Origin of the sequence: Neobacillus niacini (genome assembly GCF_031456445.1) — a bacterium.
Lineage (GTDB): Bacteria > Bacillota > Bacilli > Bacillales > Cytobacillaceae > Neobacillus > Neobacillus niacini_I.
Genome location: NZ_JAVDUQ010000033.1, coordinates 31,577 through 53,764 on the forward strand (window position 1 = coordinate 31,577; position 22,188 = coordinate 53,764).

Sequence of the window (22,188 nt, forward strand, 5' to 3'; positions counted from 1 at the left end):
ATTCATTTTTTGAACCAAAGCGGGTAGTGATTACATTTCAAAATTAGAAAGGAATGGTGTGGATGGTTACAGCGATTTTAACCTTGCTTACCGTTTTAGGCGGCACGTTTGCTATTTATCTTATAAAAGATTTAATCGCTCATAAAAAAAATCTTGGGCCGGAAAAAACCTTGACAGCACTTATTGTTGGCTTTATTACAGATTTTTTTGATACTCTCGGGATTGGTTGTTTTGCAACGACAACACTTGGTTTTAAGGTATCCAAATTTTTAAAAAACGATAATCTGCTGCCCGGAACATTAAATGCAGGTCATACCATCCCAGTAATTCTCGAGGCGTTTTTATTTATTACAGTTGTTAAAGTAGAAGCGCTAACTTTATCTTCTATGGTTATTGCAGCAATGTTAGGATCATGGCTGGGTGCAAAAACGGTATCAAAACTTCCCGAGAAAAAGATTCAAAGAGCGATGGGAATAGCGCTGGCTGTTACTGCCATCATCATGACGCTGAAACAATTACACATACTGGATTTGCTTGGACAAGGAAACAAAGCAATGGGACTTTCCGGAACATTCCTGATTATTGCTATTATTGGTAATTTTATACTTGGCGCGCTAATGACGGCAGGTATAGGATTATATGCACCATGTATGGCAATGGTCTATATGTTAGGTTTAAACCCGTTAGTTGCATTCCCTATTATGATGACTTCTTGTTCTGCTTTAATGCCCGTTGCCAGCCTTGAATTCATTAAAAATGATCGTTATTCAAGAAAAGGCGCTATAGGATTAACAATCGGAGGTGTCCTTGGCGTTATTGTGGCTGTTAAATTTGTAACCAGTCTGGATTTAACCATTTTAACATGGGTTATTATTGCTGTCGTAATGTATACATCCATATCTATGATAAAGTCAAGTTGTCGAAAAACTGCAGCAACATTGGTTGAAATGAAACAGGGTGCATAGACTATCGAAATGATCAAGATCTTGGCTGCCGGACCATAACTAAACATCAATTTTGGGATTTACGAAATATTTCTATATCCTCCAAATTCATTGTGATAGGAGAAATATAAAAAACAAGGGGGAGATGGTTTGCCGTCTTCCCTTTATATAATGGAAAGAAAAAATTAAAATGTGTATATTGGCTTTTTAAAAGCAAATTTATCGTATAACCCAATGAAAGGCATTTGCTGAAGGAATAAGGAAAACACTATTGAAACATTTTAAAACAACTATTTAAAAAGGCAAAATGGAAAGAAAAAATGGGCAGGAGTAGCAAAATGGAACATATTGTTATTGGAACAGCTGGGCACGTCGACCACGGGAAAACAACTTTAATTAAAGCCATGACCGGCATAGAAACAGATACCACGATAGAAGAGAAAACTCGTGGCCTTTCTATTAATCTGGGTTTTGCTTATATGAATTTGCCAAGTGGAAAGCGGGCCGGAATTGTTGATGTACCAGGTCATGAGAAATTCATTAAAAACATGATGGCAGGTCTTTCCGGTCTTCATTTAATACTCCTAGTTATTGATGCCGGAGAAGGAATCATGCCACAAACAAAAGAGCATATTGATATCCTTCAAATGCTGGGAATTAAAAATTATATCATTGTGATCACTAAAATAAATACAGTTGATATAGAATTGCTTGAATTAGTTGAAGAAGATATTCAAGAGCAATTACAAGGAACACTGCTTGAAGGTTCGCCAATTTGCAAAGTTGATTCATTATCCGGAACCGGGATAAAAGAGTTGATTGATAAAATGGATGAAATAAGTAATACAATTGAACGTTCGAACTCTTTTGTTCCACCGCGAATGCATATTGACCGGGTTTTTTCAGTCAATGGATTTGGAACGATTGTGACAGGGACGCTAATAGAAGGGACTATACGAGTAAATGATGAATTAATGGTTTATCCTAAGGGCCTTCGAGTAAAAATTAGGAATATCCAAGTTCATGAACAAAACGTATCGGATGCTTCTGCTGGAATGAGAGTTGCTTTAAATCTAGCTAATGCACAGGTGAAGGATCTTTCAAGGGGGGATACGCTGGCATTACCTCATTCAGTCCAAAAATCCTGGTTGCTGGACGTAAAAGCCAGTCTTTTAGCTCACACCGATATGCCAATTAAATTATGGGATAGGTCACGCCTTTATATTGGAACAAAAGAAATACTTTGCAGGGTTGTCCCTATTGGGATTGAAAAGTTACAACCAGGAGAAGAAGCATTTTTACAACTGCGGCTTGAAGAGGAAATTGTTGCAAAAAAAGGAGATAAATTTATTCTGCGCTCTTATTCTCCAATGCATGTTATTGGTGGTGGAGTGATTTTAGATGCAGTACCCAAAAAACATCGTCGTTTTAATGAAAATATAATTGAAACGTTAAAGACACTTGATAAGGGTTCATACCAGGAAATGATTGCTGACTTTATAGCCAGAAAAGTAGAATTATTAACTTCTATGGAAGAAGTAGCCAGCTATTTAGGGAATTCCCAGGAGGAAATTGCCGAAATGATGGCTGATATGATTAGCAGAAATGAACTTATAAAAATCAATCAACAATATATGCATACATTAAAATATGAACAGTTTAAAAAAGAAATGACTGCCATACTCCAACGTTTTCACAAATCGTTTAGACTAAGAACAGGTATTGCCAAAGAAGAGTTGCGCTCTCGCATCGCACCAAATGTAAAAGGGAAAGATTTTGATAGAATTTTACAAATAGCAGAAGAAGAAAAATTGATAAAGATTCATGAAACGATTTCTTTAAGGGAATTTAAAGTCACATATAATAAATATCAATTGAAAGATAAAGAAGAAATTGAACAAAAACTGAAACAAGCAGGTTATACACCTCCAAGCGAAGCAGAACTAATTGGAACGATTAAAGAACGGAAAGAATTAATTGATTCACTTATTGGCAAATCGATTGTCCGTTTGGATCATGAAACCGTTATTTACAAAGATTACTATGATACAGCTATTCAAAAAGTAACGGATTTTATAAAAGGAAAAGGGAAAATGACGCTTGCTGAATTTCGTGATATGACCGGCTCAAGCCGGAAATATTCGATGTTGATCCTTGAATGTTTCGATAAAAATAAAATAACCAAGCGGGTAGAGAATTATCGTGTCATGTATTAAAAAGGTAAAAGATGTAGTATTCATTGGCCAATTTTTAATTCAAGGCTAAGTTTATATAAAAGTTACTAATCATTAACTTTGTTAGTTCCAGATCATTATGAATGGAACACAAAAACTCAATTAAGAGGTATTTTATGTCAGGACCAGGGAAGTTTAAAAAATTTCTTATTCTATTAAAAAAATCCCCTTCTTTAAGCGGCGTTCGCCAATAAAGAAGGGGATGTAGCAAGAATCAGCTAATCGGCGATGGCAAGATGTAAGCCATTTTTCTTAGCGTAATTTTGATAAGGTTCATTCGGGTTCTCAAATGGAATAGAATGGACAATAAAATGACAGATACTCCGCCATAAACTTTTTTCAATTCTCCCCGTTCAACTAACTCTTGAACATCACGTCTAATCGTATTTTTAGATACATCAAAAACGGCCACGGGTTCATCTAATGAGGCCGATTGATGTTCAGTCACATATTCTTGAATTCTTTTATGCGCTTTTCTTTCATCATTTGATTTCACCTTGTGTCTGGCATGATAATTTTATAGTTATCGTTATAATATATATACAACATAATAATGCAGGAACCTTAATAGGCTCCTGGTTCTTTTAAAACTAGCTGTGAAACGCACTCCACATGTGTCGTCTGTGGAAACATATCTACCGGCTGGACTTCCAACGTTTTATAGCCCCCATCTTCGAGGATCCGTAAATCGCGTGCCAAGGTTGCCGGGTTACAGGATACATACACGACTTTTTTGGGTTTCATTTCAATAATCGTTTGCAGCAGTGCTTCATCGCAGCCTTTTCGTGGCGGGTCGACAACCAATACATCGGCCGTATTGCCTTCCTTATACCACTTAGGAATTACTACCTCCGCTTCCCCGGCAACAAATTCAGCATTCGTTATACCATTTAGAGCAGCATTCCGTTTAGCGTCTTCAATCGCTTCGGGAACAACCTCGACGCCAAAGACCTTCCTAGCCTTCTGTGCTAAAAATAAAGAAATGGTTCCGATGCCACAATAAGCATCAATGACATTTTCATCACCGGTCAAGCCGGCATATTCGAGTGCCTTGTCATAAAGCACCTTTGTTTGAACAGGGTTTACTTGATAAAAGGAAAGCGCCGAAATCGCAAACTTTACATCCCCGATATAGTCATAAATGAATTCATTCCCCCATAATACGGTTGTTTTTTCACCGAGAATGACGTTTGTCCGCTTCGAATTCACGTTATGAACAATCGATTTAATTTTCGGCAGGCGCGCTACAATTTCTTCAACCAGCTTGTTTTTCTGCGGAATATCCGCTGTTCGAGTGATAATCACGACCATCAATTCACCGGTTTGCTGACCATAACGAGCCATAATATGGCGAAGAACCCCTTTATGAATTTCTTCCTGGTAAGCAGGAATCTGTAGCTCACTGCAGATTTCTTTTACCACTTGAACAGCCTCATTAATTTCCGGAAGCTGAATGAGACTTTCATTCGTATCGACAATTTCATGGCTTCTTGGCTTAAAAAAGCCGGAAATCAGCTTTCCATCCTTTTCCCCTACCGGAACCTGGGCTTTATTGCGATAGTGCCATGGTTGATCCATTCCCAAAATAGGGTGAACCTTCACATCCTGGAGTTTTCCAATGCGGGTAAGCACCTGGCGAACCTGATTTTCCTTATACTTCAGCTGTCCTTCATAGCTAATATGTTCAAGCTGGCAGCCGCCGTACATATGAGCCTCATTTGTCTTAATTTCAACCCGGTATGGGCTTTTCTCATAAAGTTCAATTAAGCGGGCAAAACCATAGCCTTTGTTTACCTTAATCACTTTGACCTTTGCTTTTTCTCCAGGTAAGCCATTTGGAATGAACAACGGATAACCTTCGACCTTGGCAACTCCCGCCCCATCATGGGTTAAATCTTCAAAAACTACATCTATATATTCATTTTTACTTACAGGTATTGTTCTGTTCATCTAATTCTTCCTTTTCTCCGATTTGACTAGCAAGATTGTATCATATTATTGATAGGATTACGAAGTACTCATGGTAGAATGCGCCAAATAGAAGTAAAATAAGCTTAACTATTCATCATAAGCAGGTGTACGAACGTGGATATCAAGCATTTACAATATTTTATAGAGGTAACAAATTTCAATAGTTTTTCCCGTGCGGCTGAACATTTATTTATCACGCAGCCGACGATCAGTAAAATGATAAAAAACCTTGAAACCGAATTAGGTGTAGAGCTTTTCGACCGCTCCCGCAAGCAAATGACCTTAACGGATGCAGGCCGTGTCATATTAGAGCAAGCCAAATTAATTGATAAAGCTTTTAATAATCTAGAAACAGAATTGGATAATTTATTGGGACTTAAAAAAGGACATATCCGGATAGGATTGCCGCCAATCTTTGATGCAGCTATTTTTCTCAAAATTGTTGGCAGTTTTCATGAAAAATATCCCGGTATTACCTTTCAACTAGTCGAGGATGGTTCTAAGAAAATTGAGGAGGATGTGGCGAACAATCTTCTTGATGTCGGTATCATAGTGCTTCCAACGAAAAATGAGTTCTTTGATCATTTTTCTTTTATGGAGGAGGATTTGAATCTTATCCTTCATCCATCCCACCCGTTCGCTGATCGGGCAGGGGTCGAGCTGGAAGAGCTAAAAAATGAAGCGTTTATTTTGTTTAATAAGGATTTTGCCCTCAACGATCGAATTATTCTTTCCTGTAATAGTGTGGGCTTTAATCCACATATTATCTCCGAAAGCTCGCAACGATCGTTTATTGAAGAAATGGTTGCCAATAAACTCGGGGTTTCCCTTTTGCCGGAAAGCGTCTGCAAAGATTTAAATCAGAACGTAAAAGCGATAAAAGTGGTTAACCCTTCCATCAGCTGGCACTTGGCATTGATCTGGGGTAAAAATCAATATCTTTCTTTTGCAGCGAAAGAATGGCTGGAATTCACGAAAAAACAACTTGCAAAACATTATCATTAATTTAGATGGTTCCTCCCTAGGAATCATCTTTTTTCCTTTTATGTCCAACTATAAATGTTTTTGCATAACTGAAAGCATTTACATAGATAAAAGCTATACTACTGATAAAATATAACCATTTTACTTCCAAAACCACCGGGCGTAAACTTAAAGTAAGTTAGAAACGCCCTTTAATAACTTGGAAATAGTGTTAACTAACCAACCCTCAACAGACTATATTCCAACTTGAAAGGAAGCAATGAAATGGAAGCAAAAAAAGTAAAAGAAAGCCGCATTGTGAATACTGCACAAGTATTATCATGCGATTTAAATAACTATAATACACTATTCGGTGGAGTTTTAATGAAAAAGCTCGATGACGCCGCAACTCTATCTGCACGCAGACATTCCCGAGTAAAAGAATGTGTAACAGCTTCAACCGACTCCATCGATTTCTTATGCCCGATCCACCAAACCGATTCGGTCTGCGTCGAATCATTTGTTACCTATACAGGGAAAACATCAATGGAAGTATTCTGCAAAGTCATTGCCGAAGATATTATGAACGGCGAACGCCGTATCGCGGCAACAGCCTTCTTGACCTTTGTTGCCTTAGGAGAGAATAAACGTCCTGTGGAAGTTCCTAGTGTCATCCCTGAAACAGAGGAAGAAATATTCCTTTATAACACAGCAAAAGAACGTGCTGAAATCCGGAAAATCAGAAGACAAAAATCCAAAGAATTAGCTGCCTATATATCACTTAAAAAACCTTGGGACACGAAAGAGGAGGAAAAATAATGATTACTTTATCAAGTCTTGATGAATTAACCGAAGTAAAAGAAGTACTTGAAACGCTAAAAGTGGAATATCCTGTCCTTTTTGAAAAGCTCCAAGATATGATCAATCTTACCCGAGCATTTCAATTTAAATATCATTATATGGGATGCTTAATTATGGGAGAAGACCCAGGCGAACATACACCTAAATTTGTTTACGGTTCTGTCCTTAGACTCTATAAAAGAGAGTTACAAAAATTATTAGCTGATACTGATAGTGAGGTATTAAAGCAACTATTTACCGATTTTAAATCGATCGGGTACTCTAAAATTAGTCTCATAGTACTGGGTTATGCACCCGAATCATTAGTTGGGTCCTCAAGTATTCAATAATACTTTTAGGATATAGCAAAGGACTTCCCCTTTATGGATTTTAATTTCCACCCCTGCAAGGAAAGAACAGGAACTGCACCCCGGTTCCTGTTTTTTTACCAAAAAAACGCCCCTTACCAAAGGGACGCCTTTTTGTCTTTTATTCCTGCATGGCCACAACTTTTTCTTTTACTTCTTCAATATTTTTCATCTTGTTATCCCAGCATTTCTGGCTTAGATCGACTGGGTAATCTTCCGGGTTCATGGTACGCTTGTACTCCGGCCAAAGGGCATTAAGATTTTGTTTCAGATATTCCCGCGAATCTTCCAGACATGGAATTTCATAAACAAGCTCACCCTTCACAAAAATATCTTCATGAAGCTCTTTTGCCGTATAGTTCGTAACCACCTTATTGATATACGTATGGGTTGGATGGAACATTTTCAACCGTTTTTCCGGCAGCTTCTCATCCTCCATCGCGATATAATCCCCTTCAGCATGATTGTTCTGATTATTAATAATTCGGTAAATTTTCTTCATGCCTGGTGTCGTCACTTTATCCGGATTAGAGGAAATTTTAATCGTATCCTCCATTTCTCCTTGCTCATTTTCAATCGAGACAATTTTGTACACGGCACCAAGTGCAGCCTGGTCGTATGCGGTAATTAGCTTCGTCCCAATTCCCCAGCTTTCAATTTTTGCACCCTGGGCTTTTAAGTTAATAATCGTATACTCGTCCAAATCGCTCGATGCAAAAATCTTCGCCTTTTCAAAGCCTGCCTCATCAAGCATTTTACGCGCTTCCTTTGACAAATAGGCCAAGTCACCGCTATCAAGGCGAATTCCGACGAAATTAATTTTATCGCCTAATTCCTTTGCCACTTTGATAGCATTCGGCACACCCAGACGGATCGTATCATAGGTATCGACCAAAAAAACACAATCCTTGTGTGTTTCGGCATATTTGTGAAAGGCCGTGTATTCATCCTTATAGGCTTGGACCATTGAATGGGCATGGGTACCCGACACCGGAATTCCAAACATTTTTCCCGCACGGACATTACTGGTTGCCTCAAAACCTGCTAAATAAGCAGCTCTTGTTCCCCAGATGGCAGCATCCATTTCCTGTGCCCGTCTTGTCCCAAATTCCATCGCCACTTCATCGCCGACTACTTGCTTAATCCTTGATGCTTTTGTCGCAATCAATGTTTGGTAATTCACAATGTTAAGCAAAGCGGTTTCAATTAGTTGCGCTTCCCCTAGTGGGGCATCGACGCGGAGAATCGGCTCATTGCCAAAGACAAGTTCCCCTTCTTTCATTGAACGAATGGTTCCTGTAAATCTTAAATCCTTAAGATAATTTAAAAAATCATCCTTATAGCCAACTTCATTTTTTAAATACGCCAAATCCTCTTCACTAAAACGGAAGCCTTGAATATATTGAATCACTTTTTCCAATCCTGCAAAAACAGCATAGCCATTCCCAAACGGAAGCTTTCGGAAAAATAATTCGAAGACTGCACGTTTATTATGTATCCCGTCTCTCCAATACGTCTCTGTCATATTAATCTGGTAAAGATCCGTATGCAGAGTTAAGCTATCATCATGATAAATGTGTTTCATCATAGACCTCCGAATTGCCGCAAGAGCATTTTCAACATTTTAATTATTCTACCATTTTAATGACTATTTAACCATAGCGCCAAGCGATTGTTCAAAATGTCCCAAAGCCCCTTGGTCCCCTTTGTCGTGAACATCATTGGCAAAAACAACATAATCACCGTTAGCAATAAATTCTTTGGTTAAAGCGATGATTCTTCCTTCAATCGCCTGCCCAGGCTCTCCGCAGGTCAGGGCACCGTTATCCGCTACAAAATCATAGGTGTAATCGATATTGATTAATGCTTTTTTTGGCAAATTTCGTTCACTCCTTCACAATCCTGTCTTGACTAATGTCTTTCATCCATTATACACAAAATTCTACCTTATCTCACTAAAAAATCCGCTCCCAAAGGAACGGATCTTTTAACTATATCTTTTTCCCGGAACCCAATCAGTTGGGCGGTCAAGCGGGCGGATATCATCAAGTGGTACAAACACTTCTAAATGACGATACAGATTTTCAAATTCAGCCGGAAGCAATCCGCCGAATTCCCCATCTAAATTCAATTGAACCTTTTCATTTGAATAAACCTTAACCCGGTTAGCCTGCGTGTAAATAACATTTGCGTCATTGACATGTTCACCGCGGATGGCCAAAGTGGCAACTCTGATAAATTCGGCAAGGTTAATTTTTTTCAAAATTAACAATGAAAAAAGGCCGTCATTAATCGATGAGTCGGGAGCAAGCTTCTCAAACCCGCCAATTGAGTTAGTGAGCCCGACTAGAAACAGCATGGCTTCTCCTTCAAAAAGCTTTCCATCATATTCAATCTTAACCTCAGAGGCTTTAATGGACGGCAGCATTTCCATCCCTTTTAAATAATAAGCCAGCTGACCAAGCATCGTTTTTAACTTGCTCGGCACTTCGTATGTAAGCTCCGTAATTCTTCCGCCACCTGCAATATTAATGAAATACTTATCATTGATACGGCCAATATCAACAGGAATTAAATCCCCTTTTGTAATGATATCGACAGCTCCGCCAATATCACGGGGAATATGCAGGGCGCGTGCAAAATCATTGGTCGTACCGGCAGGAATAATTCCTAATTTTGGCCGAAATTCCTGTTCAGCAAGACCGTTGACCACTTCATGAATCGTCCCGTCACCGCCTGCTGCAATCACCACATCATACCGACGCTTTACGGCAATCCGCGCTGCTTCAGTCGCATCCCCTGCACCGGTAGTTGCGTGACAAGAAGCCTCATACCCGGCCATCTCTAATTTTGCAAGAATTTCCGGAAGATTACGTTTTAATATCTCACGCCCTGATGTAGGATTATAAATTAGTCTAGCTCTTTTCATTCCATCATCATCCTATTTTATAAAATCAACGATTGGCTTTTTCGGATGTCTCGTTTCGTCTTCTATATTCTACCAATTAACATCCTGCCTTACAATCATTATCGATAGCCATAATGACTATTGTATCCTTAAACTTCCGTCTACTATCATAACGCTTTTTTATTGTTTTGCAAAAAAAAGCCGATTAATTCATATTTAGGCTGACTTCATAAGAATTAGCAATATCAATTTGGTGTTTTCCATTCCCCGACTGAGGTGGTATTTCTCAACCAAAAGGCGAAAGGCATGGTCATTGCCTTCGAGTACTTTTTCAATTAAAACGGAATCACCAATCATACTCTCCCCCCTTCTTTTTGTCTCACATATTAATAAACAAAATAGACTTTTACAAACCCTACACTTTTTTCAAAAATTTTTTGGATAAAAAAAACGTGCGGCGTCCCCACACGTCTTACTCAACCTAATCTTAAAACTTAAAATTTACGGAATATCTTCCCTTGACCTTGCATAGCTATTAGCAACTTGACCAAAATTAATTGGTTTCATAATTACGCTCTGATTTTTTCCAAAAACTGCGATTTCATCAAAATCATACCACTCTATCATGATAGAATGCTATAAATACTTTGACAAGGGAATGATGTAATTGTTCTGGTTGCTGCTAGCTGCTTCCTACTTAATAGGAAGTATTCCTACCGCCTTAATTGTAGGCAGGCTAATCTTCGGCGTAGATATTCGTGAGCATGGAAGTAAAAATCCCGGAGCTACCAATACCCTAAGGGTTCTTGGAAAAAAATCAGCCATTTTCGTACTTCTGATTGATACCGGCAAGGGGGCGGCTGCTTCCTATCTGCCGATATACTTTCATCTTGACCATGAACCTCTTTTCTTTGGGTTTGCTGCCGTTGTAGGGCATTGCTTCCCGATTTTCGCCGGATTTAGAGGTGGAAAAGCGATTGCCACTACTGCCGGTGCGTTATTGGTTGCCAATTTCCCCTTATTTCTGATTGCTTATGTTACTTTCGTTTCTGTTATCTTTTTAACCAAATACGTATTCTTCGGCTCCATCTCAGTGGGCCTTAGTATGTTCACCTATTCGTTCCTGTCTCCGAAGCTGGAGTCTGAACTGATCTTTCTGTTATTCTCTATTTTTTTAATTTACCTTCACCGATCAAATATCCGTAATATCCTTCTCGGAATTGAACCAAAGATAAATGATAAAAACATAAAAAGCGACCGCATTCCACCAATAAAAAAATGAAAATCTCCGACTGTTCCAGCCGGAGATTTCCCAATTTATTTTAAAAGAGTTGCTAAAATGCTATTTGCCACTGTCTGCCAAATCGTTGAATCTGTTTGGTATGATTTCGCCAATCGTTTATACAATGCCAGTTGTTTCTCCTGGAAGTCCGGAGCCTCCTTATCCGGCAATTCTGCACGCCCTTTTTCCACAAGCGCCTGTATTTCCGGTGCCCTTGGTCCCCAAACGCCCACTTCGTTTCCCTCTTGGTCAATAAAAATAAAAATCGGAATCGCACGGGAAGTCCCATTGGTTAAGTATTGATCCATTAGCTCAAGATTCTGATCACGAAGAACAAAACGAACATCCATGTCTGCTGCCTCTGAAATTCTTAACAAGATTGGATTGTTTAATAATGCATCCCCACACCAATCCTCTGTAAGGACAATTGCCCGCAGACCCTTCTCTTTTACAGGTTTGACCTTTGTTTGGTCCGCTTCACTCACTCGATATCCCTCATAAATAGAAATCATTTCCTCTTTATTTCGGGTCATTGAATTCATGTATTCGTCTGTATTCATTCCTTTTAAAAACCATTCATTTAAGTTCATTTTTCATATCGCCCCTTCCATTTTCTTCAATGATAATCAATTACAAAATGCATTACAATGCAGATGCTTACGTTATCCTTTAACATTATTTTACAATTATATATTCCTATTCTAAAAAAATAATTATTAGAGGCTAGTCATATTTATACAAAGTTGATAGAATATTTTCTATAAAGGAAATATTATTTTAAATTGTTTCCAATATAACAAAGGGGGAAACTGTATGTCCAATCAAACTTTACAACTAGTTTCGATCGGGATTTACCTAGCCGGGATGCTGTTAATCGGTTGGTATGCATATCGCAAAACCAGCAACCTCACGGATTACATGCTTGGCGGCCGTTCTTTGGGTCCAGCTGTAACCGCCTTAAGTGCCGGTGCTGCAGATATGAGCGGATGGTTACTGATGGGTCTGCCTGGCGGTATTTATGTAACCGGTTTAGCAAGCGCATGGATTGCCATCGGGTTAACAATTGGTGCTTACCTAAACTGGAAACTAGTTGCACCACGCTTGCGTTCATATACACAAGTAGCAAATGATTCCATCACCATTCCAAGCTTCTTAGAAAATCGTTTTAAAGATAACACAAAATTACTCCGGATTGTTTCAGGTATTGTTATTCTTATTTTCTTTACTTTTTATGTATCATCCGGAATGGTTTCCGGTGCAGTCTTTTTCCAAAGCTCCTTTGGGACAAGCTACCATACTGGTCTTTATATTGTTGGCGGCGTTGTTGTTGCCTACACTTTGTTCGGCGGCTTCCTTGCCGTAAGTTATACCGACTTTATTCAAGGATTAATGATGTTGCTTGCCTTGTTATTTGTTCCACTTCTTGGAATTTTCAAAACAGGCGGCCCTGCGGAAACATTTGAAACCATCCGCCACATTGACCCGACATTACTTGATTGGTTTAAAGGAACTTCTTTTATTGGGATTATCTCAGCTATGGCTTGGGGTCTTGGTTACTTCGGCCAACCTCATATCGTTGTTCGCTTTATGGCGATTAGTACGATCAAAGAAACAAAAAGTGCCCGCCGTATCGGCATGAGCTGGATGATTATCTCATTAATTGGGACAATTTTCACCGGTTTAATTGGTAAAGCTTATTTCTATCATAATGCTGCACATACTTTGAAAAATCCAGAAGCAGTATTTATTTCATTAAGCCAAATCTTTTTCCATCCGTTATTCGCTGGTTTTGCATTAGCCGCCATTCTTGCGGCAATCATGAGTACGATTTCTTCCCAATTAATCGTTACCTCCAGTGCATTAATTGAGGACTTATACAAAGTGGTCGTACGTAAAGATGCTAAAGACAAAGAACTTGTTTTCTTAGGAAGAATGGCAGTGCTCCTTGTTGCTATTGTTGCATCTGCTCTCGCCTTCAAACAAAATAGTACCATTTTAAGCCTTGTTGCCTATGCATGGGCAGGATTTGGAGCTTCTTTCGGCCCAATCATTCTATTAAGCTTATTCTGGAAAAAAATGAACAACTGGGGCGCCCTATTCGGCATGATTGTTGGTGCAGTTACAGTTATCGTTTGGAAAAACGTTGGTCTTGGTGACAACCTTTATGAAATCGTACCAGGCTTCGTCTTTAACTTTATCGTTTCTGTTATTATCAGCTTAGCTACACATAAGAAAAACGATCAAATTGAAAAAGAATTTGACGAAAGTGTCCGGTTGTTAAAAACCGGGGCCTAATCGTTCAACCCGCTCGGAATTGATCCGGGCGGGTTTTATTTTGGTAAGGGGGTTTCTAGGCGCGTTATGAAGGACATTTCTTTGGCTTTCTTGCCCCGTTTTGTCCTTCATCTACCTCATGAAGGACTTTTCTTTGGATTTCTTGCCAGTTTTGTCCTTCATCTACCTTATGAAGGACTTTTCTTTGGATTTCTTGTCAGTTTTGTCCTTCATCGACCTTATGAAGGACTTTTCTTTGGATTTCTTGCCAGTTTTGTCCTTCATCGACCTTATGAAGGACATTTCTTTGGATTTCTTGCCAGTTTTGTCCTTCATCGACCTTATGAAGGACATTTCTTTGGATTTCTTGCCAGTTTTGTCCTTCATCTACCTTATGAAGGACATTTCTTTATCCTTCTTGCCCAGTTTTGTCCTTTATCTACCTTAAGAAGGACATTTCTTTGGCCTTCTTGCCAGTTTTGTCCTTCATCGACCTTATGAAGGACTTTTCTTTGGATTTCTTGCCAGTTTTGTCCTTCATCGACCTTATGAAGGACATTTTTTTGGCTTTCTTGCCCAGTTTTGTCCTTCATCTACCTTATGAAGGACTTTTCTTTGGCTTTCTTGCCTAGTTTTGTCCTTCATCTACCTTATGAAGGACATTTCTTTGGATTTCTTACTCAGTTTTGTCCTTCATCGACCTTATAAAGGACATTTCTTTATCCTTCTTGCCCAGTTTTGTCCTTCATCTACCTTATGAAGGACATTTCTTTATCCTTCTTGCCCAGTTTTGTCCTTTATCTACCTTATGAAGGACATTTCTTTGGCCTTCTTGCCCAGTTTTGTCCTTCATCGACCTTATGAATGACATTTCTTTGGCTTTCTTGCCAGTTTTGTCCTTCATCTACCTTATGAAGGACATTTCTTTGGCCTTCTTACTGAGTTTTGGTCTTCATCGATCTTTTGAAAAAGGTATTTTAGTTTTAATACTCAGATTCGCCTTCCTAGACTTCTATTTTTCCATTTCTTTAACCATTGAATCCAGTTTCATTACCGTTTTCCAGTTCCGAACAGTGGCTTGAACCCCTAACTTCGGTAGCTGTGCCGCCAGCTTTGAATCCCGAATACTTTGACGGAAGAATAAGTATACATTCTGCCCTTCAATCTTATATTCATCATTGCCCTTATTAAAGTTTTGAAGATAGTTAATCCCTTCATCAGTAGGCACCCCTGCTAAAAAGGCCACATGGACACTTTCTCCTTCTGATAGATTTTCAGGAGAGTAGGGACATTTCTGGATTATCTGGACCAATTCCGAAGCCGTCCTAAGGACAACTGTGACAGGAAATCCGAACTCTTTCTGGATTGCCTCCTCTATTTTTCGAGTCAGTTCCCCAGCAACCTCTTCCGAATCAAAGACAACATTTCCACTTTGAATATAAGTTTTTACTTTTTTAAATCCCATCGACTCCAACAGATTCTTTAAATCCGCCATCTTAATCTTATTATGACCACCGACATTAATTCCACGTAATAAGGCAATATAAACCATTCCATAACCTCACTTTACAGAACATAGACCTATTTTCCCCAAACCTCATTCAAAGCTTCTCTAAAAAGTTGATTAAGAGATTCTGTTGGATTTGGGACCTCATTCTTTAAACCTCTTATATAAATTTCAAGATGTTCAATCTCTTTCTCAACATATTCATTAATTCGATCCATTTTTGACTCAACTTTTAACTCTTCCCCAGCCATTTTTCTATTTAAGAGTGCTTCGATTTCCTCTTTCAGAATTCCGGAAGGGAGAAGCCTCTCAACTAAGAGGTGAAGCTCTATAGGCGGAAAAGTATGGTTTATTTCAATCCACTTTGTAATCAAAAGGGGGCGGATTACATTCAAATACTTTTTAACATTTATGTTTTTCCCCTGACAGATGTCCCAAAAGTTTCCTTTAGCCATTTTTAGATAATGATACATGCAGGAAATAGGAGAGAAGATTTTCTTTTCTAACTCCCTCATCCGTTCTATTGTTGAAAATGGCTCTGTATAAACGATACTGGAATGCAGCCATTCCAAAAGTGAAGGATTCGATTTCCGAAATAACCTTAATGCCTTTGTTAATTCCCAACCGCTCATATCCAAAATTGAATCACCAGAAGGCAATGCCGATCCGGGAACCTCCAGGACATCTTTCCCTTGGTCAATGGATAAATACCATTCCCTGTTATGAACATAAATAAATCTTACATCATAATCGCTAGCCTCAGATGAAAGCCCCCATGCCCTGCTCCCTGACTCACATGCATAAAGGACCTTCATATCTTTATTCATTTCCAAGGTCTTCAGAACCCCTTGAATTTGTTCCCTCATAGCGACCCTCTTTTCATCATACTTCGACCTAATTCTCCTTACATTCTTTCCAATCAATCGTTTGATTAAAAATGCTATAAACACTTTAAAATAAGAGCTTCTCTTAAAAGGTGTCTAAAAAGATTGTCAATTTTTAAAATGGACCTTAGGGTATTATGTAAAACGCTGCCAAACAATGTCAAAAGAACACCGTTTCTACATCCCTCGACAATATCCTTTACTTTCTCCTATCAACCAAACGTTTGATTAAATCCCAAATAATCCTTTTCGCTTCTGGCTTCTTTCCTGGGAAATGATAAAAAGAATGTCGATCATTGCTTCGACAATTTTCTAAAAAAATAGCTGGCAGTTAGAGGACTGCCAGCTTAAATCATTATCTTTTTTGTAATTCCTGTTGCAATAATTTATTGACCAATTGAGGGTTGGCTTGCCCTTTCGTAGCCTTCATCAATTGACCAACCAGGAAGCCAACTGCTTTCTGTTTACCATTCTTGAAGTCCTCAATTGACTGTGGATTTGCATCAAGAACTTCTGCAATGACTTTTAGCAATGTTCCCTCATCGGAAATTTGCACAAGGCCTTTTTCCTTAACGATCTTCTCCGCATCGCCGCCATTTTCAATTAACTCCTTGAAAACAGTCTTAGCAATTTTAGAAGAAATCGTGCCATTTTCAATTAGTTTAATCATGCTTGCCAAGCCTTCTGAAGTTAAGGCTACCTCGTGCAGTTCTTTTCCCTCAGCATTCAAATAGCCTGAAACCTCGCCCATAATCCAGTTGGAAGCCATTTTGGCATCTGCACCGGCATTCACAGTTGCTTCAAAGAAATCAGCCGTTTCTTTTATTACCGTGAGCACCTTGGCGTCATAAACCGGTAACCCAAGCTCTTCAACATAACGTTTTTGGCGTTGATCCGGAAGTTCAGGGATTTCCGAACGGATACGTGCTTTCCATTCATCGTCAATGTAAAGCTCAAGCAGGTCCGGTTCTGGGAAGTAACGGTAATCATCCGAACCTTCCTTCACACGCATTAAAAGGGTTGCACCACTCGCCTCATCAAAGCGGCGTGTTTCCTGATCAATTTTTCCGCCACCCGAAACAACCTCTCTTTGGCGCTTTTCTTCATATTCAAGACCTTTACGGACAAAGTTAAACGAGTTAAGGTTTTTCAATTCCGCTTTTGTACCAAATTCCTCTTGTCCAACCGGACGAATCGAAATATTGGCATCACAACGAAGCGAGCCTTCCTCCATTTTACAATCAGAAACGCCTGTGTATTGAATAATTGATTTTAATTTTTCAAGATAGGCATAGGCTTCGTCCGGTGTACGAATATCCGGCTCAGAGACGATTTCAACAAGCGGTGTTCCCTGACGGTTGTAATCACATAAGGAGTAGCCTTTTTCATGGTTTAGCTTACCTGCATCCTCTTCAAGATGGATTCGGGTAATTCCAATTTTTTTCGTATATCCGTTTACTTCAATTTCAATCCAGCCATGCTCGCCAATCGGCTGGTCAAATTGCGAAATTTGATAGGCCTTTGGATTGTCCGGATAAAAATAGTTTTTACGGTCAAATTTCGTGTGGGTCGCAACCTCACAGTTCAAGGCCATGGCTGCCTTCATTCCGAATTCCACTGCCTTTTTATTAAGAACTGGAAGAACTCCCGGATAACCAAGGTCAATTACACTTGTATTTGTATTCGGCTCAGCACCAAAATGGTTTGGACTTGCCGAAAAGATTTTTGAATCGGTTTTTAATTCTACATGGACCTCAAGTCCGATTACTGTTTCAAATTCCATTCTCTTCACCCCCTACAGTCCTGGCTTCTGTTTATGAAAGTCTGTTGCTTGCTCAAATGCATGCGCTACACGATAAACCGTTGCTTCATCAAAGTGCTTTCCAATGATTTGCAAGCCAAGCGGCAGACCGCCATCAAATCCGCACGGTACAGAAATACCAGGTACCCCTGCTAAGTTCACAGGAATCGTTAAAATATCATTTACATACATCGTTAACGGATCGTCGATTTTCTCCCCAATTTTAAATGCTGGCGTTGGAGTGGTTGGACCGACAATCACATCATATTTTTCAAAAACATCTTCAAAGTCTTTCTTAATCAATGTCCGAGCCTGTTGCGCCTTTTTATAATAGGCATCGTAATAACCTGAGCTTAACGCAAAGGTTCCAAGCATAATCCGGCGTTTCACTTCATCACCGAAGCCTTCCGCTCTTGTCTTTTTATATAAATCCAATAAGTTTTCAGCATCCGGTGTCCTGTATCCGTAACGAACCCCGTCAAAACGGGAGAGGTTCGCTGATGCTTCAGATGAAGAAAGCAAATAATAGGTTGCAAGTGCATATTTGGAATGCGGCAATGATACCTCTTCCCAAACAGCACCTAAACCTTCAAGAACCTTTAGAGCATCTAAAACAGATTGACGAACGGTTTCACTAACACCTTCACCAAGGTATTCTTTTGGCACAGCAATTCGTAAGCCTTTTACATCACCTGTTAATGCTTGCGTGAAATTTGGAACACTTACAGTCGCAGAAGTGGAGTCCATTGGGTCAAGACCGGAAATTGCCTGTAATAGATAGGCATTGTCTTCTACCGTTCTTGTAATCGGACCAATTTGATCAAGTGATGACGCAAAAGCCACTAGCCCAAAGCGTGAGACACGGCCGTAAGTTGGCTTCAAGCCAACAACGCCACAAAATGATGCAGGTTGACGGATGGAACCGCCTGTATCAGAGCCCAGTGAAAACAAAACTTCTCCAGCAGCAACAGAGGCTGCGGAACCACCTGAAGAACCGCCAGGCACGGTTTCCAAATTCCAAGGGTTGCGTGTTTTTTTGTATGCAGAATTTTCATTCGAAGAACCCATGGCGAACTCGTCCATATTTAATTTTCCAATTGTTACAGTCTCCGCTTTTTGCAGCTTTTGTACAACGGTTGCATCGTAAATAGGGTCAAAGTTTTCGAGAATTTTACTTGCACAGGTTGTCCTTAATCCTTTTGTGACAATATTGTCCTTCACACCGATAGGCATTCCAAATAGCAGACCCTCTGACGTGTCTGCGTTTAACTTCTCATCAAGAGCTTTGGCTGTTTGACGGGCCCTCTCTTCGTCTAATGTTAAAAATGCCTGTACTTTGTCCTCTACCTCGCTGATGCGTTTATACGATTCATCTACCAGGTCTGAGACTTTCAGTTCTTTTTTATGTAAAAGCTCTTGAAGATCAGAAACTTTATAATCAAATAAACCCACTATTCTTGCACTCCTTACTCTCCCAAAATTGATGGTACTTTAATTTGGCCATCCTTATGCTCCGGCGCATTTTTTAGTACCTCTTCACGCGGCAGCCCTTTTTGCGGAATATCTTCCCGCAACACATTTTTCATATCCAAAACATGATAAGTTGGTTTCACATTTTCGGTGTCCAGCTCATTTAATTGTTCTGCAAAGGTAATAATCGCATCAAGCTGTTTTGTAAATTTTTCTGCTTCTTCTTCCGTGATGGCAAGCCGTGCCAGGTTCGCAACATGCTTTACCTGCTCACTTGAAATTCGTGACATATACTTTGGACCTCCTGCTTATGTTTAACAATGTTATTTTAATATTGATGATACCAAACTTTTCTGCTTTACCGCAATGATTCCTCATCAGTATTGGCAAGAGTTTTAACTTTAATTTCATATTTTTTGAAAAATAAAATTATTTTTCCTTATAATGGTAATTTTGGGGATAGGGGGATTTTTTGGGGAGTCTGGGTTTGCCTGCTGGCGGAGGCAATTTTAGTTGATTATAGTGACCGTATTATTGAAATAACATATGTTTAGGTACTAATCCAGTGGCATAGTTCCCGTGGTTCCGATTTTTTATCGAGTTCGGGCACTATCAGGGGGGCATAGTTCCCGCGCCTCCGATATTTTATCGAGTTCGGGCACTACCAGGGCTCCTTAGTTCCCGCGCCTCCTGTATTTTCACGAGTTCGGGCACTATCAGGGGGGCATAGTTCCCACGCCTCCGGTATTTTCACGAGTTCGGGCACTATCAGAGCTCCTTAGTTCCCGCGCCTCCGATATTTTCACGAGTTCGGGCACTATCAGAGCTCCTTAGTTCCCGCGGCTCCGATTTTTTATCGAGTTCGGGCACTATCAGGGGGGCATAGTTCCCGCGCCTCCTGTATTTTCACGAGTTCGGGCACTATCAGGGGGGCATAGTTCCCACGCCTCCGATTTTTTATCGAGTTCGGGCACTATCATGGGCCCCATAGTTCCCATTTCTATTCATCATAAAATTCCATATGCTGTTTCTCCTGCCTATAATAATCCAATCTGTCCTGTAATGTCCCTGTATGAAATTCAAACTTATGACCATCCGGGTCGGTGAAGTAGATAGATTTTTTATCCTTTTCATCCCTTGACCTGCCTGAAAGAATAGTAACCTGCAAATCTTCCAGTTTATTATATATTTTAATATAATCTTCCTCTTCGATTGAAAAAGCAATATGAGTATAGGACTCGCTTATTTCATTACGAGGGATATTCTCCTCAACATTTAATGCCAGCCACATACCATTTAAATCAAAATAAGCCGTACTTCTACCTTTCACTAACAGCTTGGCACCAAATACATTTTGGTAAAATTCTATTGATTTCTCCAAATTGGAAACTGAAAAAAGTAAATGATTTAATCCTTTAATCACCATACCACACCTGCTTAATTAGTTATTGAAACCGGTTCCCATTATTATATCCCCGATGCTCGGCTGAACTTTCAACGGCCCATTTTAGCAGACTTGTTCGTTCGAAGTATTGTTTTCCGTTCACAACAATATAAGGAATCATTGTGCCATTAAATTCACCGGATTCCATCAAGCTATGGCGTTCAGCTGAAATAATCATTTTTAATTCGTCTGTTTTTAATCCTAGTAATTTAGAAGCTTCGTTGATATTCATCATAACGGCTACTTGATCCGCATTCATTGCCACTTTTGAAACAGAATGTTCCTGAAAAGGCTTGAAAGTAATAATTGAACATCCAATGACGATTCCCAAGGACAAAATGATGGAAGCTGCTAATAATGATTTATTCATAGATTCACTCTCCTAATCTGACAATCTTTTTACTAGTTTTGAAATAATAAAGCTATTAAATAGGCAAGAGTAGGAATTTTAATTGAACGTTTGATTAAAAACGAAATCTGTCATACAAAGTCGAAGGAAGTATATTCACTGTTTTTAACTAAAATCCAAATACTATATTCTAGATAATTCCAATAAATCCCTCTATTTATGCGCCTCTGATATTTCCTTACTATTTAAGATTACGTTATAATAGTCAGGTAGAAATTCAAATGGGAGAGTAAGTGAATGAAACGAAGACGGAAAAAGAAATCCCGCGTAATTACCCTCCTGTTTATGCTTTGTTTTTCCATTATTCTCATCAGTAAATTGGTGGAAGGCAATCCCCCTGATATTCTAAATCTAAACAAGTCCTTTACGAATGTTAAAAAATATGAACCATTAATTCACGATGAATTAAAACAATATAAAATGGAAAAGTACACTCCCGTCCTCGTTGCTTTAATGCAGCAGGAAAGTCACGGCAAGGGCGGGGATCCAATGCAAGCCTCTGAGTCGGCAGGATTAGCGCGAAATACGATTCAAGATCCTAAGGAAAGTATCCGTGCCGGGGTAAAACATTTTCGTCGGGCTGTTATTTATGGAAACCAAAGAAAAGTAGATTTTCCAACCATCATTCAAGCATATAACATGGGGACAGGGTATATCGACTATGTCGCTGAGCACGGCGGCAAGCACAGTGAGGAACTAGCGAAAAAATTCTCTTTACAGCAAGTTAAAAGAAATCCAACCATTTATAATTGTGGCGGTAACAAATTTAATTTCCGTTACCCATATTGTTATGGTGATTATACGTATAGTACGAAGGTATCAAAAAATATTCAATCATTGGCAGAAAGCGTTCCGGCTTCCGGAAGCCAAAAATCGTTTAATTTTTAAA

24 protein-coding genes and 2 pseudogenes are annotated in these 22,188 nt (G+C 39.3%); 9 read left to right on the forward strand and 17 right to left on the reverse strand.

Annotated features, from left to right (window positions below; all coding sequences use genetic code 11):
* The first annotated feature begins 62 nt into the window (after positions 1-62).
* Positions 63-965 (forward strand): sulfite exporter TauE/SafE family protein, encoded by a 903-nt coding sequence (locus tag J2Y67_RS21710; RefSeq protein ID WP_310177422.1) that lies wholly within the window; start codon positions 63-65, stop codon positions 963-965.
* Positions 966-1,282: 317 nt separating this feature from the next.
* Entirely contained in the window at positions 1,283-3,160 is a 1,878-nt protein-coding gene (gene selB, locus J2Y67_RS21715; protein WP_310177426.1) for a selenocysteine-specific translation elongation factor, read from the forward strand.
* Between the two features lie 331 nt (positions 3,161-3,491).
* Here selB and J2Y67_RS21720 read toward each other — a convergent pair.
* Positions 3,492-3,664 (reverse strand): annotated as a pseudogene (locus J2Y67_RS21720) (DeoR family transcriptional regulator); the annotation flags it as partial.
* Between the two features lie 78 nt (positions 3,665-3,742).
* Positions 3,743-5,128, reverse strand: coding sequence for a 23S rRNA (uracil(1939)-C(5))-methyltransferase RlmD (gene rlmD, locus J2Y67_RS21725; RefSeq protein ID WP_310177428.1), 1,386 nt, complete (start codon positions 5,126-5,128; stop codon positions 3,743-3,745).
* A gap of 135 nt (positions 5,129-5,263) precedes the next feature.
* Between rlmD and cidR the strand changes: the two genes are divergently transcribed.
* The 3 genes from cidR to J2Y67_RS21740 all read left to right on the forward strand — a co-directional run bounded on the left by cidR (position 5,264) and on the right by J2Y67_RS21740 (position 7,302).
* Positions 5,264-6,154: a cidABC operon transcriptional activator CidR gene (gene cidR / locus J2Y67_RS21730; protein ID WP_310177430.1), complete on the forward strand. Its 891-nt coding sequence runs from the start codon at positions 5,264-5,266 to the stop codon at positions 6,152-6,154.
* 243 nt (positions 6,155-6,397) lie between these two features.
* The gene (locus tag J2Y67_RS21735; protein ID WP_310177431.1) at positions 6,398-6,931 is read left to right on the forward strand and encodes an acyl-CoA thioesterase; all 534 of its coding nucleotides are present in this window, start codon (positions 6,398-6,400) and stop codon (positions 6,929-6,931) included.
* The gene (locus J2Y67_RS21740) at positions 6,931-7,302 is read left to right on the forward strand and encodes a hypothetical protein (protein WP_310177433.1); all 372 of its coding nucleotides are present in this window, start codon (positions 6,931-6,933) and stop codon (positions 7,300-7,302) included. Before J2Y67_RS21735 ends, J2Y67_RS21740 begins: the two co-directional genes overlap by 1 nt.
* Positions 7,303-7,441: 139 nt before the next feature.
* On the opposite strand, the gene J2Y67_RS21745 is transcribed toward J2Y67_RS21740, so the two are convergent.
* The 5 genes and pseudogenes from J2Y67_RS21745 to J2Y67_RS21765 all read right to left on the reverse strand — a co-directional run bounded on the left by J2Y67_RS21745 (position 7,442) and on the right by J2Y67_RS21765 (position 10,855).
* A complete protein-coding gene (locus J2Y67_RS21745) occupies positions 7,442-8,905 on the reverse strand; it encodes a nicotinate phosphoribosyltransferase (RefSeq protein ID WP_310177436.1) in 1,464 nt (487 codons plus the stop codon).
* 111 nt (positions 8,906-9,016) lie between these two features.
* A pseudogene (locus J2Y67_RS21750) lies at positions 9,017-9,199 on the reverse strand (cysteine hydrolase family protein); the annotation flags it as partial.
* Between the two features lie 108 nt (positions 9,200-9,307).
* Entirely contained in the window at positions 9,308-10,249 is a 942-nt protein-coding gene (locus J2Y67_RS21755) for a diacylglycerol kinase (protein ID WP_310177439.1), read from the reverse strand.
* 195 nt (positions 10,250-10,444) lie between these two features.
* On the reverse strand, positions 10,445-10,585 hold the full coding sequence (locus tag J2Y67_RS21760; RefSeq protein ID WP_310177441.1) for a hypothetical protein: 141 nt from the start codon (positions 10,583-10,585) through the stop codon (positions 10,445-10,447).
* Positions 10,586-10,729: 144 nt separating this feature from the next.
* A complete protein-coding gene (locus tag J2Y67_RS21765) occupies positions 10,730-10,855 on the reverse strand; it encodes a hypothetical protein (RefSeq protein ID WP_310177442.1) in 126 nt (41 codons plus the stop codon).
* A 40-nt stretch (positions 10,856-10,895) separates the two neighbouring features.
* Here J2Y67_RS21765 and plsY point away from each other — a divergent pair, with 40 nt between their 5' ends.
* Entirely contained in the window at positions 10,896-11,510 is a 615-nt protein-coding gene (gene plsY / locus J2Y67_RS21770) for a glycerol-3-phosphate 1-O-acyltransferase PlsY (RefSeq protein WP_310177444.1), read from the forward strand.
* 35 nt (positions 11,511-11,545) lie between these two features.
* On the opposite strand, the gene J2Y67_RS21775 is transcribed toward plsY, so the two are convergent.
* The gene (locus J2Y67_RS21775) at positions 11,546-12,100 is read right to left on the reverse strand and encodes a thioredoxin family protein (RefSeq protein ID WP_310177446.1); all 555 of its coding nucleotides are present in this window, start codon (positions 12,098-12,100) and stop codon (positions 11,546-11,548) included.
* A gap of 223 nt (positions 12,101-12,323) precedes the next feature.
* On the opposite strand from J2Y67_RS21775, the gene putP reads away from it, so the two are divergent.
* Positions 12,324-13,805 (forward strand): sodium/proline symporter PutP, encoded by a 1,482-nt coding sequence (gene putP / locus J2Y67_RS21780; protein WP_310177448.1) that lies wholly within the window; start codon positions 12,324-12,326, stop codon positions 13,803-13,805.
* A 162-nt stretch (positions 13,806-13,967) separates the two neighbouring features.
* Here putP and J2Y67_RS21785 read toward each other — a convergent pair whose 3' ends face one another.
* From J2Y67_RS21785 to gatC, 7 genes are all read right to left on the reverse strand, one after another.
* Complete coding sequence (locus J2Y67_RS21785; RefSeq protein WP_310177450.1) at positions 13,968-14,171, reverse strand: hypothetical protein; 204 nt, start codon at positions 14,169-14,171, stop codon at positions 13,968-13,970.
* A gap of 5 nt (positions 14,172-14,176) precedes the next feature.
* Positions 14,177-14,377, reverse strand: coding sequence for a hypothetical protein (locus J2Y67_RS21790; protein WP_310177453.1), 201 nt, complete (start codon positions 14,375-14,377; stop codon positions 14,177-14,179).
* A 419-nt stretch (positions 14,378-14,796) separates the two neighbouring features.
* On the reverse strand, positions 14,797-15,336 hold the full coding sequence (locus J2Y67_RS21795; protein WP_310177456.1) for a DUF1697 domain-containing protein: 540 nt from the start codon (positions 15,334-15,336) through the stop codon (positions 14,797-14,799).
* A 29-nt stretch (positions 15,337-15,365) separates the two neighbouring features.
* Positions 15,366-16,157, reverse strand: coding sequence for a nucleotidyltransferase domain-containing protein (locus tag J2Y67_RS21800; protein WP_310177458.1), 792 nt, complete (start codon positions 16,155-16,157; stop codon positions 15,366-15,368).
* A gap of 373 nt (positions 16,158-16,530) precedes the next feature.
* On the reverse strand, positions 16,531-17,958 hold the full coding sequence (gene gatB, locus J2Y67_RS21805) for an Asp-tRNA(Asn)/Glu-tRNA(Gln) amidotransferase subunit GatB (RefSeq protein WP_310177460.1): 1,428 nt from the start codon (positions 17,956-17,958) through the stop codon (positions 16,531-16,533).
* A gap of 12 nt (positions 17,959-17,970) precedes the next feature.
* A complete protein-coding gene (gatA, locus tag J2Y67_RS21810; RefSeq protein WP_310177462.1) occupies positions 17,971-19,428 on the reverse strand; it encodes an Asp-tRNA(Asn)/Glu-tRNA(Gln) amidotransferase subunit GatA in 1,458 nt (485 codons plus the stop codon).
* A 14-nt stretch (positions 19,429-19,442) separates the two neighbouring features.
* Entirely contained in the window at positions 19,443-19,736 is a 294-nt protein-coding gene (gene gatC, locus J2Y67_RS21815; protein ID WP_310177464.1) for an Asp-tRNA(Asn)/Glu-tRNA(Gln) amidotransferase subunit GatC, read from the reverse strand.
* A gap of 93 nt (positions 19,737-19,829) precedes the next feature.
* On the opposite strand from gatC, the gene J2Y67_RS21820 reads away from it, so the two are divergent.
* The gene (locus tag J2Y67_RS21820) at positions 19,830-20,000 is read left to right on the forward strand and encodes a hypothetical protein (protein ID WP_310177467.1); all 171 of its coding nucleotides are present in this window, start codon (positions 19,830-19,832) and stop codon (positions 19,998-20,000) included.
* Between the two features lie 446 nt (positions 20,001-20,446).
* Here the strand turns inward: J2Y67_RS21820 and fosM are convergent, their stop codons facing one another.
* Together fosM and J2Y67_RS21830 are read right to left on the reverse strand one after the other, a co-directional pair.
* A complete protein-coding gene (gene fosM, locus J2Y67_RS21825) occupies positions 20,447-20,869 on the reverse strand; it encodes a FosM family fosfomycin resistance protein (protein ID WP_396954120.1) in 423 nt (140 codons plus the stop codon).
* A 22-nt stretch (positions 20,870-20,891) separates the two neighbouring features.
* Positions 20,892-21,260 (reverse strand): hypothetical protein, encoded by a 369-nt coding sequence (locus J2Y67_RS21830; protein WP_310177470.1) that lies wholly within the window; start codon positions 21,258-21,260, stop codon positions 20,892-20,894.
* A 276-nt stretch (positions 21,261-21,536) separates the two neighbouring features.
* On the opposite strand from J2Y67_RS21830, the gene J2Y67_RS21835 reads away from it, so the two are divergent.
* On the forward strand, positions 21,537-22,187 hold the full coding sequence (locus J2Y67_RS21835) for a lysozyme family protein (RefSeq protein ID WP_310177471.1): 651 nt from the start codon (positions 21,537-21,539) through the stop codon (positions 22,185-22,187).
* The last annotated feature ends 1 nt before the right edge of the window (position 22,188 follow it).